This is a genomic window from Zymomonas mobilis, assembly GCF_006715975.1.
Taxonomy (GTDB): domain Bacteria; phylum Pseudomonadota; class Alphaproteobacteria; order Sphingomonadales; family Sphingomonadaceae; genus Zymomonas; species Zymomonas mobilis_B.
Window position 1 is genome coordinate 1,219,081 of sequence record NZ_VFOF01000001.1, and the last position, 16,379, is coordinate 1,235,459.

Here is a 16,379-nt window from a genome sequence, read left to right on the forward strand (position 1 = left end):
AATCGTGCATAAGTGAAGTTGTATTTTTCGGCAATTTTATTATCTAGCCGGAAGATTAAATAGAAGGACTAAGTCCGTGACGGCTAATTACCCACTTGATTCAATCGATCGTCTTATTCTTGAGAATCTTCAAGATGATGGACGCATCACGAATGTTGACTTGGCGCGCAAAGCAGGATTGACAGCCCCCCCCTGTCTCCGTCGTGTACGCGCGCTCGAAGAAGCTGGCATTATTGAAGGTTACCATGCACAGCTTAATGCCAATGCCCTCGGCTATGGTATTATGGTTTTTGCTATGGTCAGCCTGAAAAGTCAGGCCGAAGATGACCTGCGCCAATTTGAAGAACATGTTGCTACTCTGCCGGAAGTGCGGGAATGCCACATGCTGAACGGAGAAATCGACTTCGTTCTGAAAATTGTCGCACATGATTTGCAGGCTTTCCAGCATTTGCTGACTTCTCAGCTGACATCTGCCCCCAATGTCACCAGCGTCAAAACCTCTCTGATCATTCGGACATCTAAAGATTTACCAGGTGTTCCGGTTGATACCAAAGAGTAATCCCCCACTCTTCCAGTTGGTTTGACCAAACAGAAGGGTGTATGCTCTTCTGTATACCCCCAAAGGCACTGGCGATCATGATCTATTCTGAAAATATTCAGCGGACGATCGGTTGCCGGTGTGCCTTCTTGGAAGTTACGACAGAATATCCGAACAGCGATTTCGCTGTTTTTTTTGTCACAAAAAAACGGGCTGAAAAACTTCAGCCCGTTTTTCTTTTCTCTTAATAAGGCAAAAAGCCATTAAGCCGCCGGAGTAGCAGCCGGTGCATCTGCATAGATTGCCCAGAATTGTGCAATCGGAGCACGGCTACCCTGAACTGTCGCAAGGGTGGCTTTCGCTGCATCCTTTTGTCCAGCTAAGGCCTGAGCCATACCCAAACGCAAGGTGGTCAGATCAGCATCAACGCCTGATTTTTCTTTGGCGATGTTAAAGAGGCTGATCGCCAAAGCGTAATCCCCAGCGCCCAAAGCCAAAGTGCCGTCGGTAAAGGCATCTTTACCCGTGGCAGCTTTGCTGTCACGAGCGAGCGCCTTTGCAAGATCAGCCTTTTCAGCAGCGACCTTCAAACGAGCCGTTGCCAGCCATTTGCTGACCGTTGTATCGGTTGCGCTAAGAACTTTCTTCTGGATACCTTCTTTCAGAACGCTTTCAGCCTCTGCCGGATAGCCGATATAAAGCGGCTGGGCGTAGGTCAGATATTCGCTTTCAGCACTCAAGGCACCAACAGCGCGCATTAACCGCAGAACATCAAGCGTGCCATCGCCATCCAATGTCCGGTTAAAGTCACGATAAATCTGTAAAGACGTGCGCCATGAATCATTGGAAGGATATGCCGAGACCCATTGCTGGCATAATTTGATCGTTTCAGGCTGAAGCTTGGCATTATAAGCCAAGGCAACACCGCGTTTTATCCATGTTTCAGGAATAGCCTGATTAGAGGCCTGCATTTTCTGAATGCCGGCTTCAAGGGCAGCAATAGCTTCAGCCGGTTTACCGAGCTTGACCTTGGCTTCGACCAGCATCGGATAAAGCTGAACATTGTTGGCATTTTCAATTTTGAAAGCCTGTTCAATGTCGAATTCAGTTTTCTTGAACTGATTGGCATCATAGGCCAGCTGGGACTGGTTGACGTAAAGCTGCCAAATCGTGTCCTGTGACATCCGCTGGCTGACTTTGCCACTGCCCAACATCAGATCGATGGACTGGTTTTGTAAGCTCTTGTCCTGCTTGGTGATCGACAGGTCATAACCCAAAGAACCGACAACATATTTATCATCATCGGTTGCGATGGCAGCTTTAGCAGCATCAAGCTTGGTCATCGCAGTGGCGATGTCATTGGCCTTGATTGCGACTTGGGCTTCACCTGCGGCAGTTCTGACGGCAGGCGTTAAGACATAGTCCTGACCGGGTTTTGCTGCCGGCTGAGCAGCCGCTTCGGCTTCATGTTTCTTGGCTGTAGCGGGCTGAATAGCTACAAGCGAGACTCCACCAAGGGCAAGCGTAAGCGTCATAGCTATTTTGGAAGCAAATTTCATTCGTTCAATCTCCCGGTAAATATTAACAGACCGATCGGATTTAAGGTTACCCTGTCAGAAACCAACCTGTAAATAACTATTGAGTTAGAGTATTCCGAAGAGCGTTATCCGCTCTGTCCAGATATATTTCTATTAATTGTTTTTACTAACCTATAATGACAGACATTGCAGATAGTTTATCGTTTTTTATACCCCGTTCGGCTGGTATCTTTTATACCCGTTTGCCAAGAATATTCTAACATATTGAAATTTTGTTAAAAATCATCATTTTTTTTACAATAAAAGATTCATACTGGAAAAATATGTCTATTGCCTTAAGGCATTCGCAAAACCGGCTGTGATCATAGCCGGTTGAAACGGATATCATGATGAATAAACGACCTCTTTTTTCCAAAAACGCTTTTACTATCTGGTTGATGATTGCTCTTATTGCCTTGGCTTTTAACCTTAGAAGCCCATTAACCGCCATTCCACCGATAGTGAATGAAATCAGGTCAGCTCTTCATATTAATGCGACGACAGCTGGATTATTAACAAGCATTCCCATTTTATGTTTCGGCATTCTGACGCCGCTCGCATCCTTTATTATTAATCGGACATCGTTAAAATTTTCTATTCTGATGACTCTTGGCGGATGCATTCTCGGCACGCTGATACGGGCATCAGGTAGTTTTGGTGGCTTGATAAGTGGCACGATTATTATCGGCATGGCATTGACGATCGGTAATATCGTTAGCTTGCTGATCATCGCCAAGGATTTTCCCCATAAATCCCATATTGTTACCGGACTTTATACATCGGCATTAAATATTGGCACGATGCTTAGTTCGGCTTTAACCGCACCGATGGCGCATTATTGGGGATGGCAAACGGCGCTGGCCTCTTGGGTTGATCTCGCTCTTTTGGCGTTAGTGTTATGGGTAGTCATCTTCTACGCAGAGAAGTCGATTGCCAGCCCTAGTAACGATACCCTGCCAAGCGACCAAGAAACCGCCAAAGCGACCGCCGATATTTTAAAAGGTGATAATAAAACCCATAATTTTTTCCATCGGCAACTTGTTCAAATATTGGTTATCTCTTTTGCCGCCCATTTATGCGTTTATTACGGGTTAACCGCATGGATCCCCAGCTTCCTTAGACAATCCAACCATATGACCTCCTCGCAAGCAGGTGCTGCCGCCGCCTTTTTTCAAATTTTGGCTTTATTGGGTTCATTCGGCATTCCTGTCTTAAGTCAGCGTTTTTCCTCTGCCTTTTTGCTCAGGGTGATCGGGCTTTGCTGGTTGGTAACGCCGGTCGGGTTATTATGGATGCCGTCTTTATGGCTATTTTGGCTGGTTCTGGGCGGCTTTGCCGCTGGTGGCGGATTCACAGTTATTTTTTCGACTGTTATCCAGTTTTCTCGTAATTTAGATGATAACCGCCGCATTTCCTCTGCGGTGCAGGGGGTCGGCTATATCTTTGCATCGGCTAGCCCCCTTCTCATCGGTTTTTTGCATCAATCATATGGGGACTGGCAATGGGCATTCTATTTTCTGTCGCTGGCTTCCCTGCCCTTATTCTGGACAGGGTTTCGGCTTAAAAAAGTAGAAAAATTTTATTCAAAAAAAGCCTGACGCGTTTAATCTTTGTCGATACCTGTTTTTAATCCGTTTTTGATAAGAACAGGCATATTGGCAAAACCGAAAAGCGCCGACAAAATCATAGCACCCCAAATTTTCAAAGACAGCCATGAATCAAAGCTGAAATGGGTTCTGATATATTCGTTCAGCAAGGCCATGACGAGGAAGAAGCCGCCCCAGTTAAGGGTTAAGATTAGCCATCCTTTTTCAGTTACACCCTCAAAAGCGTCTTCCATGATATATTTAAGCATAGGTTTTTTGAACAGGCGGCCACCCAACAACATGACGGCAAAAAAGCTGTAGATGATGGTCGGTTTAAGCTGAATAAAATGTGGATCATGGAACCAGATTGTCAGGCCGCCGAAAAACATAATCAGGACAAATGAAATCCATAAAGTCGGCGAAACCCGCCCCAGCTTATAGCGAGAAACCGCAATAGCCGCGACCATCGAAACCATAAAAACGATGGTTCCGATCAAGAATCCGGTCAGCTTATAAGCCAGAAAAAAGACAATAAGCGGTGCGTAATCAATCGCCATTTTCACAAAGGAAGGCGAAGCTGGACGCAGCTTTTTAGGGGAAGAAGGGTCGGTTTGTTTTTCCATATCGTTATATTGACGGGAAAAAAGGACAAAGGTCAATCGGGGAAAAGGCCGTTAAAAGAAAGCATTTTGAGATATTTTGATTCAAACTGCGAAGATAGTTTCACAGTAAGCAATAAAAACTTTCACTCTGACTTATAATTTATGTGAAACAGATTTGAATGTTCTTCGTTAGTTAAAGCAAAATGTAATTTTTGGCGGATCGCATAGCACCACGCCAAGGGGCTGCGTCGCTTGGAACATGATAGAGGTTTCTAATGTCTAATAATGGTAGACCTGATCGTATTATCGTCGTTGGTGGTGGTGCTGGTGGATTGCAGTTGGTGCGTTCTTTGGGTGAACGTTTCGGTAAAGAAGCCGAAGTCATCCTTGTTGACCGCAGCCCGACCCATGTCTGGAAGCCTTTGTTTCATGAAGTCGCAACCGGTGCGCTGGATGCCGATCTTGATGAAGTCAGCTATCGTTATCATGGAAAGCATTGGGGATATCATTATGTCCGTGGGACATTGGAAGATATCGACCGGAAAAACCATGAGATCATTCTCGAACCTTTGGTAGATGAAGAAGGCCATAAAATCAGCGATCAAGAGCGCTTGCGTTATGATTATCTGGTTTTGGCACTGGGTTCGGTTGCCAATGACTTTAATACCCCAGGTGTCAAAGAAAACTGCCTTTTCCTTGACAGCCGCGCTCAGGCTGACCGTTTCCGTGAGCATTTGTTTGATGCCTGCGCCAGTGCGTCCAGAACGATGATTGCACAGCCTGGTATGGAAAAGCCGGTCAGAGTGACCGTGATTGGTGCAGGCGCAACCGGCGTCGAATTATCAGCCGAATTATATAATACCGCCACGGAATTGGGCAATTTCGGTTTAGAAAAATTTGGTGCCAACTGCATGAAAGTGACGTTGGTTGAAGCTGCCCCCCGTATCCTGCCGCCGTTACCGGAATTCATGGCTGAAGATGCGCATACCGTTTTACAGCGGCTGGGTGTTGACATCAAAACCAACACGATGGTGGTTGAAGCTGGTGAAGGCTTTATCAAAACCAAAGATGGCCAAAAAATCGAAAGCGATATCCAGCTTTGGGCGGCTGGTGTGAAAGCACCTGACTTCTTGTCCAAGGTCGAAGGTCTTGAAGTGGCACGCAATAACCAGATTATTGTCAAACCAACCCTGCAAAGCACGACTGACGAACGTATTTTCGCCATGGGCGATTGCTGTTCTTGCAAATTGCCAGAAGCAGAACGTCCGGTGCCGCCGCGCGCACAGGCTGCGCATCAGATGGCCGATACCGTTTTGGAAAACGTTACCCGTCTCCGGAAGGGTGAGCCGCTTAAAGATTTTGTTTACCGCGATTATGGCACGCTGCTTTCTCTCAGCCGCTTTGCTGCCATTGGTGATTTAAGCCTGAGTGGTAAGAAGAATGTCGGTAAACGGGTCGTGAAAGGCCGTATCGCCCGCTTCTTCTATAACTCGCTTTATCGCTTGCACCTCTTGGCTATTCACGGATGGGTCAAAGGTTCAGCTATTCTGGCGGCGGCTATGGCGCACAGCATGTTACGTCCGAAGGTCAAACTCTACTAATCTTTGATTATTGATTTTTACTACTGCACCTTATTTCGGATGGGTTTTTTCTTTCGGAATAAGGTGTTTTTTTATTTTCTATTCCGGTAATTTGCCGCAGGCCTTTTGAAACGCCCCATCAGTTAAGGACAATCCGGCATGTCGGACAGCAGCCCCGCCCCTTCATGGGAGCAAATCACAGACTCTCTGCATCATTGCACCCGTTGTTCACTTTATAAGAATGCAACACAGGTTGTGTGCGGTGAAGGCTCTCATCATAGCCCTGTTATATTTGTCGGAGAGCAACCCGGCGATCAGGAAGATTTAGCGGGACGGCCTTTTGTAGGCCCTGCAGGGAAAGTTTTTGATGAGGTTATGGCCTCAATTGGCTGGCCAAGAGAAGAAATTTATCTCACCAATGCAGTTAAGCATTTCAAATTCTACCTACAGGGACAACGTCGTATTCATCAAACCCCAGCACCGGAAGAAGTTGAATGCTGCCGTATTTGGTTGCGGCATGAATGGCGTTTGTTAAAACCGCGTTTAACGGTCGCCTTGGGCGCGACTGCCGTTTTGGCTTTAACGGGAAAAAAACAGACTTTAGGCGCCTTGCGGGGGCGTATCCATAAATTAAAGGAAACGGCGCCTTTCGTTGCGACTTATCATCCTTCTTATATTTTGCGGCAACCTAACGAAGAAGGCCGCCAAAAAGCCTATCAGGCGATGCAGCAGGATTTAACCATGGCACGGGAATTCCTAAAGGCCGCGTCATAGAAGGCAGTTTTTGTTTTTTTAGAGGGTGTCGATATCTATCGCGCAAAAAAAAGAGCCTCAAAACGGCTCATCATACAATAGAATTATAAGGGATATTCTCTAAGAAGAGATGGTGCCCAGGAGAAGACTCGAACTTCCACGGCCTTAACGGCCACTGGCACCTGAAGCCAGCGCGTCTACCAATTCCACCACCTGGGCATTTGGGGTGTGGCGCGTCTTTAGTAGACATCTCTGGTATCTGTCAATCATTTATGTGAAAGCAGCATAAATTTTTTTATTTTTCTGGTCTCATCTTCAATATGGACAGCCTCATTTATGCATGACTCTTTGTTGACTATTATCCTGCTAGGTATTCTTGAGGGCGTAACCGAATTTATTCCGGTTTCCTCAACCGGACATCTTATTCTGGCAGAAAGGCTTTTGGGCGCGCATGGCGCAAATTCCGCCAGTTTTGATATTATTATCCAGCTAGGCGCTATTCTGGCCGTTATCGTTTTTTATTGGGAACGCTTCCTTGATATTGCCAAGGGCCTTTTTAACCAATCCGCCTCTTCATGGCATTTTGTCCGAAATATAATCTGCGGTTTTATTCCGACGGTTATTGTCGGGGCAATTGCCTATCATGCCGTTAAAGCCTTGCTTGAAAAACCCATGGTCGTCGCCGTTTCTTTATTCCTTGGCGGTATCGCGATGTTGATTATCGACCGAGAATCATCCCATCCTGAAAATACCTCGGTGCAATCTATTCCGGTTCACAAAGCGTTCTTGGTTGGTTTGGCACAATGTCTGGCCATGATTCCCGGTGTCAGCCGTTCTGGTGCGACAATCATGGGGGCTTTATGTCTTGGTATTGATCGAAAAACAGCGACTGAATACAGCTTTTTTCTTGCTATCCCTGTTATGCTGGCTGCCACCGCTAAAGAATTATGGGAACAACGCCATAACCTTCATATGGCAGATTTGGGCGAGATCAGTCTCGGTTTTGTCATATCTTTCGTGGTAGCCTTAATCGTCATTAAATTATTTTTGAAAATTGTTACTTGTCGCGGCTTTGCCCCCTTTGCATGGTATCGCATCATCATTGGTTTGGTGGCCTTCTTTTTCCTTTTGTTTAGTTAGTTCCGTTTCGGAACTAATATTCATTCTCAAAAAGCAAAAATAAAATATTCCGTCATTTTTTGAAAAAATAAGGACAGCATTGCTTTCCTATATGCATTTTTGTGCGTGACTTGCTGGGAAAAAATAATTATGTCGCTTGTCATGAAGGAAATTGATTATGGCGCAAAATAAAATGCTGTCCTTTGACCATCTGCAACAGGCTTATCCTGAGAAACGATCAGCACAGGAAAGAGACAAAGACTTTAAAGAAATTTATCAGTCTTTTTCAGACGAACAGGCTAGTTGTCAGGCCTCTCGTTGTTCTCAATGCGGTGTGCCTTATTGTTCAGCTTATTGTCCGCTACATAATAATATTCCCGACTGGCTGAAAATGACGGCAGAAGGCCGCTTGCGGGATGCCTATGCGCTTTCCAGCGCGACTTCGACCATGCCTGAAATTTGTGGCCGGATTTGTCCGCAAGATCGTCTTTGCGAAGGCAATTGCGTGATTGAAAATGCCGGACATGGTTCTGTTACCATCGGTTCGGTCGAAAAATATATTACGGATACCGCTTGGAAAGAAGGATGGGTCGAGGCGTTAAAGCCAGAAGCCGATCTTGGTCTTTCTATCGGCATCATTGGTTCAGGCCCTGCGGGTTTGACGGCTGCTGAAAAATTACGGCGGCAAGGCTATCAGGTACATGTTTATGATCGCCATGATCGCGCTGGTGGCCTTTTAACCTATGGTATCCCCGGATTTAAGCTGGAAAAAGAAATTGTCGCCCGCCGTGTCAAAAGACTGGCTGATGGTGGTGTTGTTTTCCACACTAATTTTCATGTTGGTAAAGATGCCAGCCTTGCAGAATTGCGCGAACAGCATGGTGCCATTTTAATCGCGACCGGCGTTTATAAAGCCCGTGAGCTGGCAACCCCCGGTAAAGAATTAAACGGTATTGTTGATGCGCTTGATTTCCTGATCAGCTCCAACCGCAAATCTTTTGGCGATAAAGTCGAAGCTTTCGATAATGGCACGCTTGACGCCCAGAATAAAAACGTCGTTGTGATCGGTGGTGGTGATACCGCGATGGATTGCGTCAGAACGGCTATCCGTCAGGGTGCTAAATCTGTCCGCTGTCTTTATCGGCGCGATCGGGTCAACATGCCGGGTTCTGCCCGTGAAGTGAAAAATGCAGAAGATGAAGGTGCAGAATTTGTCTGGTTATCGGCACCGGAATCCTTCATCGGGAAAGATCGTGTTGAAACCGTAAAAGTGCGCGGCATGCGCTTGGGGGCACCCGATTCATCCGGCCGCCGTTCGCCGGAACCTGACCCTGCCCGTCTGTTCGAGATGGATGCTGATCTTGTCATTTGCGCCTTGGGCTTCTCTCCAGAAGACCTGCCTACCCTATTCAACGCACCGGAATTGTCGGTCACGCCATGGGGAACGGTCGAAGCTGATCCTGAAACTTTACAGACCAGCATCGAAGGCGTCTTTGCCGCCGGTGATATCGTTCGCGGTGCCAGCCTTGTTGTCTGGGCTATTCGCGACGGTCTGGTCGCAAGCGAACAGATGCATGAATGGCTTTCAACCCGCCATCAGGAAAAACTGGCTCCTGTCGCCAAAACTAAGAAGAAAGCTGTTCCGGCCTAAGATACTGTTTTTTTGCGTCTCGATAGTCTTTTTCGGGGCGCAAATGAACTACACCGGATATAAAATGAACTTTAATAAGCGGCAGGTTAAGTCGCTTGGGAAAAGTAAGCCATGACCATAAAATCTTCTGCCGATTCTTTTGATGTCTTTGCCGAGCGCGAACGCCTCGCCAAAGAAGGTATGTATCGTCCTGAATTTGAAACGGATGCCTGTGGCGTCGGTTTGGTTGCTGCGACGGATGGTAAGGCTTCACGTCGGGTGGTCACGGCGGCGATTGATGCTTTAAAGGCAGTCTGGCATCGCGGCGCAGTCGATGCAGATGGCAAAACCGGTGATGGCGCCGGTATCCATGTCGATTTACCAGCCAGCTTCTTTGATGATGCGATTGCCCATGCGGGTCATGCACCTCTTCCAAACCGCTTGGCCGTCGGCATGGTCTTTTTGCCAAGAACCGATCTTTCAGCACAGGAAAACTGCCGCACGATCGTTGAATCAGAAATCATTGATTTCGGCTATAAGATCTATGGCTGGCGTCAAGTGCCGGTCGATATCTCGGTCATCGGCGAAAAAGCGATGCGGACGCGCCCTGAAATCGAACAGATCATGATTGCAGGCCCTCATCCAGATGAGATGAGTGCTGCTGAATTTGAAAAGAATCTCTATCTCATCCGCCGCCGGATCGAGAAAAAAGTTATCGCTGCCCAAATTAACGATTTTTACATCTGTTCGCTCTCATGTCGTTCGATCGTTTATAAAGGCCTGTTTTTGGCTGAGGCTCTGTCGATCTTCTATCCCGATCTTCAGGATGAACGCTTTGTCAGTCGCGTTGCGGTCTTCCATCAACGCTATTCAACCAATACTTTCCCGCAATGGTGGTTGGCACAGCCTTTCCGGATGTTGGCACATAACGGCGAAATCAATACCATTCGCGGTAACCGCAATTGGATGAAAAGCCATGAAATCAAAATGGCTAGCCTCGCCTTTGGTGAACATTCAGAAGACATTAAACCGCTTATCCCGGCAGGTGCATCGGATACCGCGGCATTAGATGCCGTTTTCGAAACGATTTGTCGCGCCGGTCGTAATGCACCTGCCGCAAAATTGATGCTGATCCCTGAAGCATGGCAGCAAAATCCTGATATGCCGGACACGCATCGGAATATGTATAGCTATCTGGCTTCGGTGATGGAGCCTTGGGATGGGCCTGCAGCTTTGGCCATTACCGATGGCTCATGGGCTGTCGCTGGTGTTGACCGCAATGCCCTTCGCCCGCTTCGCACCATCCGCACCAAAGACAATCTTCTGATCGTCGGCTCCGAAGCCGGTATGGTCGTTGTGCCAGAAAATAATGTCATCGCCAAAGGTCAGCTTGGCCCTGGGCAGATGATTGCGGTTAATCTGGATGAAGGACGTTTTTATGAAGATCGCCCGTTAAAAGATTTAATCGCCAACGAACGGCCTTATGGCGAATGGATTAAAGATTTCAAAAAGTTAAACGATCTTAATCTGAAAGCCTATGATCCGGTTATTCAGTATGATAGCGATGAACTGATTAAACGGCAGGTTTCTGCTGGTCTTACTTTGGAAGATATGGACCTTGTCCTCTCTCCGCAGGCTGAAACCGGTAAAGAAGCAATGGGGTCGATGGGTGATGATGCGCCTCTAGCGGTTCTGACTGAAAAGCCCCGCTTAACCAGCCATTTCTTCCGCCAGAATTTCAGTCAGGTAACGAACCCGCCAATCGATTCACTGCGTGAAACGCAGGTTATGGCGTTAACGACGCGTTTTGGTAACCTTGGCAACATCCTTGATACCGAAAGCAAACAAAAACAGATTTTAACGCTGGATACGCCTTATCTGAAAACCTCGGAATGGTGCCAGTTAAAAGACTATTTCGGCGAACATGCGGTTGAAATTGACTGCACCTTCTCCCCTGAAGATGGCGCTGATGCACTCAGGAATGCTATCAACAGCTTACGGGTGCAGGCTGAAAATGCTGTCCGCTCCGGTCACAGCGAATTATTCTTAACGGATGAACATATCAGTTCTGACCGTGTGGCTGTAGCAATGATCTTGGCAACCGCGGCTGTCCATACCCATTTGATACGAAAAGGGCTGCGTTCTTATGCGTCGATCAATGTTCGGGCTTCCGAATGTATTGATCCGCATTATGTTGCTGTTTTGGTCGGTGTCGGTGCAACGACTGTTAACGCCTATCTGGCTGAAGCTGCGATTGCCAGCCGTCATAGCCAAGGCCTGTTCGGCAAAATGACGCTTGAGCAATGCCTTGAAAATCATCATCACGCCATCTGCAATGGTCTGTTAAAGATCATGGCAAAGATGGGTATCGCTGTCGTTTCAAGTTATCGCGGCGCCTATAATTTCGAAGCCGTTGGCCTGTCACGCGCTTTAGTCAATGATCTGTTCCCCGGTATGACCGCCAAGATTTCCGGTGAAGGCTATGCCTCATTGCAGCGCTCGGCTATTTTGCGGCATCAGAATGCATTTGCGTCCAATAAGAAGACCTTGGATGTCGGTGGATTTTATCGCCAGCGCGCAAGCGGTGACAGCCATGCTTACACGGCAGAGCTGATGCGCAAATTGCAAAAAGCCGTGGCAAGCGACAGCTACACGACCTATCTCGAATTTTCGAAGGAAGTGCATCAGTTGCCGCCGGTCTATCTGCGCGATTTGCTTGGCTTTAACTGGTCGAAAAAACCGATTCCGATCGAAGAAGTCGAACCGATCACAGAAATTCGTCGTCGTTTTATCACGCCAGGGATGTCTTTAGGGGCACTTTCGCCAGAAGCCCATGAAACGCTTTCAATCGCAATGAATCGCATCGGTGCGAAATCGGTTTCCGGCGAAGGCGGGGAATCGCCAGAACGTTTCCATCCGTATGAAAATGGCGACAATGCCAATTCCCCGATTAAACAGGTGGCTTCCGGTCGATTTGGTGTGACCGCTGCTTATCTTGGCGCTTGTGAAGAAATCGAGATCAAGGTTGCCCAAGGTGCAAAACCGGGTGAAGGTGGTCAGCTTCCAGGCTTTAAAGTCACCGATATGATTGCCAAATTGCGGCATTCAACCCCGGGTGTGACCCTGATTTCGCCGCCGCCGCATCACGATATTTATTCTATCGAAGATTTGGCGCAGCTTATCTACGATTTAAAACAGATCAATCCCCGTGCCCGTGTTGGTGTTAAACTGGTCTCTTCTGCTGGTATCGGCACGATTGCAGCCGGTGTGGCGAAAGCTCATGCAGATTCTATCCTGATTTCTGGTAACGTTGGCGGAACGGGGGCATCCCCCCTCACCTCGATCAAATATGCCGGAACGCCTTGGGAAATGGGCTTGTCCGAAGCCAATCAGGTACTGACTTTGAATGGCCTCCGTCATCGGGTGAAGTTAAGAACCGATGGTGGTCTAAAAACCGGTCGTGATATTGTTATCGCTGCTATTTTAGGCGCAGAAGAATTCGGTATTGGTACCCTTTCCTTGATTGCCATGGGTTGTTTGATGGTGCGCCAGTGCCATTCGAATAAATGTCCAGTGGGTATCTGCACGCAGGATAAAGCCATGCGTCAGAAATTCATCGGAACGCCGGAAAGAGTTATCAATCTGATGACTTTCATCGCCGAAGAAGTTCGTGAAATTCTGGCAAAATTGGGGGTTCGTTCCTTAACTGAAATTATCGGTCAAACCGATCTTCTTAGTCAGGTTAACCGTGGTGCCGACCATTTGGATGATCTCGATCTTAATCCGGTTCTGGCCAAAGTTGATGCAACCAACGAAGCCCGTTTCTTCCAGATTGACACTTTCCGCAATCCGGTACCAGACAGCCTTGATGCGCAGATGTTACAGGATGCGAAAGCAGTCTTTACGCGTCGTGAAAAAACGCAGCTCACCTATTCAGTCAGAAATACCCAGCGTGCCATCGGCACCCGTTTTTCTGCCGAAATTACCCAGAATTTCGGTATGGATAGCTTAGCAGATGGTCACGTCCATGTGCGTTTACGCGGTTCTGCTGGGCAGTCTTTAGGTGCTTTCAGCGTCAAAGGGCTCACCTTGGAAGTCTTTGGTGATGCCAATGACTATGTTGGTAAGGGTCTGTCAGGGGCAACGATCATCGTTCGACCGACCGTATCTTCTCCGATCGATGGTCATACCAATACCATTATCGGAAACACCGTCCTTTACGGTGCAACCGCAGGAAAACTGTTTGCTGCCGGTAAAGCCGGCGAACGATTTGCGGTTCGGAATTCCGGTGCAGAGGCCGTTATCGAAGGCTGTGGTGCTAATGGCTGCGAATATATGACCGGTGGTGTGGCGGTTATTCTGGGGCATGTCGGACTGAATTTTGGTGCAGGTATGACAGGCGGTATGGCCTTCGTTTTGGATGAAGATAGCAGCTTCGAACGGCACGCCAATCCCGATAACATTGTCTGGCAACGGCTGGAATCTTCCCATTGGGAAAGAGTCCTGCGTTCAATGATTGCCGATCATGCCGTTAAGACCGACAGTCCTTGGGCGCATCGGATCTTGGATGAATGGGATTTATGGTCGCAGAAATTCTGGCAGATTTGTCCAAAAGAAATGCTGGAAAGACTGGACTATCCGTTAAAGGAACAAAAAATAGCGGGTGAGCGTCAGGAAAAAGAAGCCGCCGGCAATCCTGAGCTAAAAGAGCAGGAAAGCGCGCTATAATTGTTTCAATCAAAGTGAAAGATAAAGCGGCCTTATTGGCCGCTTTTCTTTCCTGAAGTATTTATCTATAGTTCCCCTAATGTGGCAGCTTTATCAGTTTCCTCTTTGCCCTTTTTCCCGAAAGGTGCGTTTTCTCCTTGGTGAAAAAGGGATCGGCTATGAGTTGATCCGTGAATCGCCATGGCTAAAAAGAGATGAATTCGTCGACATGAATCCAGCCGGTCAAACGCCGGTTATGGTAGATAGTTCTGCGCCTGTTATTCTGGTGGATTCTCAGGTTATCTGTGAATTTCTTGAAGAAACAGTCGATCGAACCCCGTTAATCAGTGGCACCGCTGTTCATCGGGCAGAGATCCGGCGTTTGGTCTCTCTCTTTGATAACAAGCTCTATTTTGAAGTAACCGCACCTTTAATGAATGAGCGGATGCTCAAAAGACTTGTCTATCGTCAGGCACCTGATGCCGGTATCCTGCGTGGGGCGATGAAAAATGCCAATAGCCATCTGGATTATATAGATTGGTTGCTTGACCATCGTCGTTGGTTGGCGGGGCCTGTTTTAAGCTTGGCCGATTTTGCCGCAGCAGCACAGATTTCTGTTTCCGATTATTTGGGTGGTGTTGACTGGCGCGGTCATGAGAATAGCCGCGAATGGTATGCAGCGATGAAATCACGGCCTTCTTTCCAGCCTATTCTGGCTGAAAGGATGGAAGTCATTTTACCACCAGAACATTACGATCAGCCCGACTTTTAATTATTGCATTATATCGTCAGAGCTTCGGACAGCATATTGCTGATTGACCGGAGTTCATTTATCCATTGCCGACATATTTCTGCATCGGCAGAGCTTCCCTGCTCTGTCGATAGGTCTGGGCTCTCTTTTTGTCCCTCAGTCGAAAGATATTTGACCGCGCCTTTGACCGTATAGCCTTCATTTTTGAGCAGATGATTAATCCGATGTGCCAAGGCAACATCATCAGGCCGGTAATAGCGGCGGTTCCCAGCGCGCTGTAATGGCCGTAAGGCTGGGAAATGGCTTTCCCAATAGCGCAGGATATGAGAACCCACGCCTAATTCCTGCGCCAGCTCACTGATAGTCAGCAAGGCCTGATCACTTTTATTGTGAATTTTGTTCCGTGAAGAAACAGACACAGTTTCATTCTGACGACGATGCAGTTTTTTTTCAGGCGTCTTTGGCCTGCTATCCTTTTTCGCAGGAAGTGCATCGCGATCAGACAAATTAGGCTCCCTTGATAATCCGCTGACGCATTAATTGGCTGGCGCGAAAGGTCAGAACCCGTCTGGGCGCAATAGGTACCTCTACCCCTGTTTTGGGATTACGGCCAATGCGTTCATTCTTATCACGAAGAATAAAGCTGCCAAAACCTGATATTTTGACGTTTTCACCTTTTCTCAGGGCTTCGGTAATGTGACCTAACATTTGTTCGATCATTTTTGCGGAGTCAGCACGCGACAAACCTACTTCATGGTAAAGCATGTCGGTAATATCGGCGCGGGTTAAAGTTGGGATATCAGCTTGCATGCTCTGTCCGTTTGTCCGGTTATCATAGCGTTATTCAGAAAGAGAATATCCTCTCTTAAGCTATCAAAGCAAGTAGGTCATTCCAATTATTTGCGTTTTGAACAACTTATGGCAAAGAATGGCCTTTCAAAAGCACATCCTTCTCTTTTTTTAAAAGGCTAAATTTCGACGGATCGATGCCTGATTTTTGTCCAATTTGGGGAAAAAAGATAAAAAAACACAAAAAATAGAGATAAATAGCGTAAAATGGTTGCAAGGCTTAAAAAGCCCTGCTAAAGGCGTGCTCCTACCAACATGGAAGAGCAAATGCTCTGAAGTGGCTTACATAGAGTGCGGTCGTGGCGGAACTGGTAGACGCGCAACGTTGAGGTCGTTGTGGCCGAAAGGCCGTGGAAGTTCGAGTCTTCTCGACCGCACCAATTTTCTAAAAAGCTTCTTATTCTTAGAAGCTTTTATGCCCCTTAAAGTTAAATTACTTTAATGCCCATCCTTGAGATAGAGGCATCTTTTGCTGTCTTCGCGCGCATTCCAAAATGCAGCCAGCCTCTTTCAATATCAAATCATCAATAAATTCAGCCATATATAGCCGCTTGATGCATGCTTTTGCGATGTCATCAAATAGGACATTAAAGTTTAGGTTGTCTGTGTCTTTTTAAGATGACCTAGCGTTTGCGGCGCAGATATGAAAAAGCCCTCGCCTTTTTTGGGCAAGGGCTGTTCAACGAT

Annotated in this window: 13 protein-coding genes and 2 tRNA genes; 10 read left to right on the forward strand and 5 right to left on the reverse strand. The window is 47.3% G+C overall.

Annotated elements, in window-relative coordinates; genetic code table 11:
- Positions 1–76 precede the first annotated feature (76 nt).
- Positions 77–559, forward strand: a complete 483-nt coding sequence (locus FBY58_RS05340) for an Lrp/AsnC family transcriptional regulator (protein ID WP_011240939.1) — start codon at positions 77–79, stop codon at positions 557–559.
- A 77-nt stretch (positions 560–636) separates the two neighbouring features.
- Complete coding sequence (locus FBY58_RS09325; RefSeq protein ID WP_185738175.1) at positions 637–786, forward strand: hypothetical protein; 150 nt, start codon at positions 637–639, stop codon at positions 784–786.
- Positions 787–801: 15 nt separating this feature from the next.
- Here FBY58_RS09325 and FBY58_RS05345 read toward each other — a convergent pair whose 3' ends face one another.
- Complete coding sequence (locus tag FBY58_RS05345; protein ID WP_141919829.1) at positions 802–2,097, reverse strand: hypothetical protein; 1,296 nt, start codon at positions 2,095–2,097, stop codon at positions 802–804.
- Between the two features lie 365 nt (positions 2,098–2,462).
- Between FBY58_RS05345 and FBY58_RS05350 the strand changes: the two genes are divergently transcribed.
- Positions 2,463–3,713, forward strand: a complete 1,251-nt coding sequence (locus FBY58_RS05350; protein ID WP_260432120.1) for a CynX/NimT family MFS transporter — start codon at positions 2,463–2,465, stop codon at positions 3,711–3,713.
- A gap of 5 nt (positions 3,714–3,718) precedes the next feature.
- Here the strand turns inward: FBY58_RS05350 and ispZ are convergent, their stop codons facing one another.
- Entirely contained in the window at positions 3,719–4,324 is a 606-nt protein-coding gene (ispZ, locus tag FBY58_RS05355; RefSeq protein WP_141920625.1) for a septation protein IspZ, read from the reverse strand.
- 254 nt (positions 4,325–4,578) lie between these two features.
- Between ispZ and FBY58_RS05360 the strand changes: the two genes are divergently transcribed.
- Both FBY58_RS05360 and FBY58_RS05365 read left to right on the forward strand, forming a co-directional pair.
- Positions 4,579–5,904, forward strand: coding sequence for an NAD(P)/FAD-dependent oxidoreductase (locus FBY58_RS05360; protein WP_141919830.1), 1,326 nt, complete (start codon positions 4,579–4,581; stop codon positions 5,902–5,904).
- 138 nt (positions 5,905–6,042) lie between these two features.
- Entirely contained in the window at positions 6,043–6,657 is a 615-nt protein-coding gene (locus tag FBY58_RS05365) for a UdgX family uracil-DNA binding protein (protein WP_141919831.1), read from the forward strand.
- Positions 6,658–6,767: 110 nt separating this feature from the next.
- On the opposite strand, the gene FBY58_RS05370 is transcribed toward FBY58_RS05365, so the two are convergent.
- Positions 6,768–6,855 (reverse strand) — tRNA-Leu (locus FBY58_RS05370).
- Positions 6,856–6,972: 117 nt separating this feature from the next.
- Between FBY58_RS05370 and FBY58_RS05375 the strand changes: the two genes are divergently transcribed.
- The 4 genes from FBY58_RS05375 (at position 6,973) to FBY58_RS05390 (ending at position 14,864) form a co-directional block, all read left to right on the forward strand.
- Positions 6,973–7,776, forward strand: a complete 804-nt coding sequence (locus FBY58_RS05375; RefSeq protein ID WP_141919832.1) for an undecaprenyl-diphosphate phosphatase — start codon at positions 6,973–6,975, stop codon at positions 7,774–7,776.
- A gap of 157 nt (positions 7,777–7,933) precedes the next feature.
- Positions 7,934–9,406: an NAD(P)-dependent oxidoreductase gene (locus FBY58_RS05380; protein WP_141919833.1), complete on the forward strand. Its 1,473-nt coding sequence runs from the start codon at positions 7,934–7,936 to the stop codon at positions 9,404–9,406.
- A gap of 111 nt (positions 9,407–9,517) precedes the next feature.
- The gene (gene gltB, locus FBY58_RS05385; protein ID WP_141919834.1) at positions 9,518–14,113 is read left to right on the forward strand and encodes a glutamate synthase large subunit; all 4,596 of its coding nucleotides are present in this window, start codon (positions 9,518–9,520) and stop codon (positions 14,111–14,113) included.
- A 79-nt stretch (positions 14,114–14,192) separates the two neighbouring features.
- On the forward strand, positions 14,193–14,864 hold the full coding sequence (locus FBY58_RS05390) for a glutathione S-transferase family protein (RefSeq protein ID WP_141919835.1): 672 nt from the start codon (positions 14,193–14,195) through the stop codon (positions 14,862–14,864).
- Between the two features lie 8 nt (positions 14,865–14,872).
- On the opposite strand, the gene FBY58_RS05395 is transcribed toward FBY58_RS05390, so the two are convergent.
- On the reverse strand, positions 14,873–15,238 hold the full coding sequence (locus FBY58_RS05395; RefSeq protein WP_409373544.1) for a MerR family transcriptional regulator: 366 nt from the start codon (positions 15,236–15,238) through the stop codon (positions 14,873–14,875).
- Between the two features lie 112 nt (positions 15,239–15,350).
- Positions 15,351–15,653: an integration host factor subunit alpha gene (locus FBY58_RS05400; RefSeq protein ID WP_141919837.1), complete on the reverse strand. Its 303-nt coding sequence runs from the start codon at positions 15,651–15,653 to the stop codon at positions 15,351–15,353.
- A 332-nt stretch (positions 15,654–15,985) separates the two neighbouring features.
- Between FBY58_RS05400 and FBY58_RS05405 the strand changes: the two genes are divergently transcribed.
- Positions 15,986–16,072, forward strand: a tRNA-Leu gene (locus FBY58_RS05405).
- Positions 16,073–16,379 lie beyond the last annotated feature (307 nt).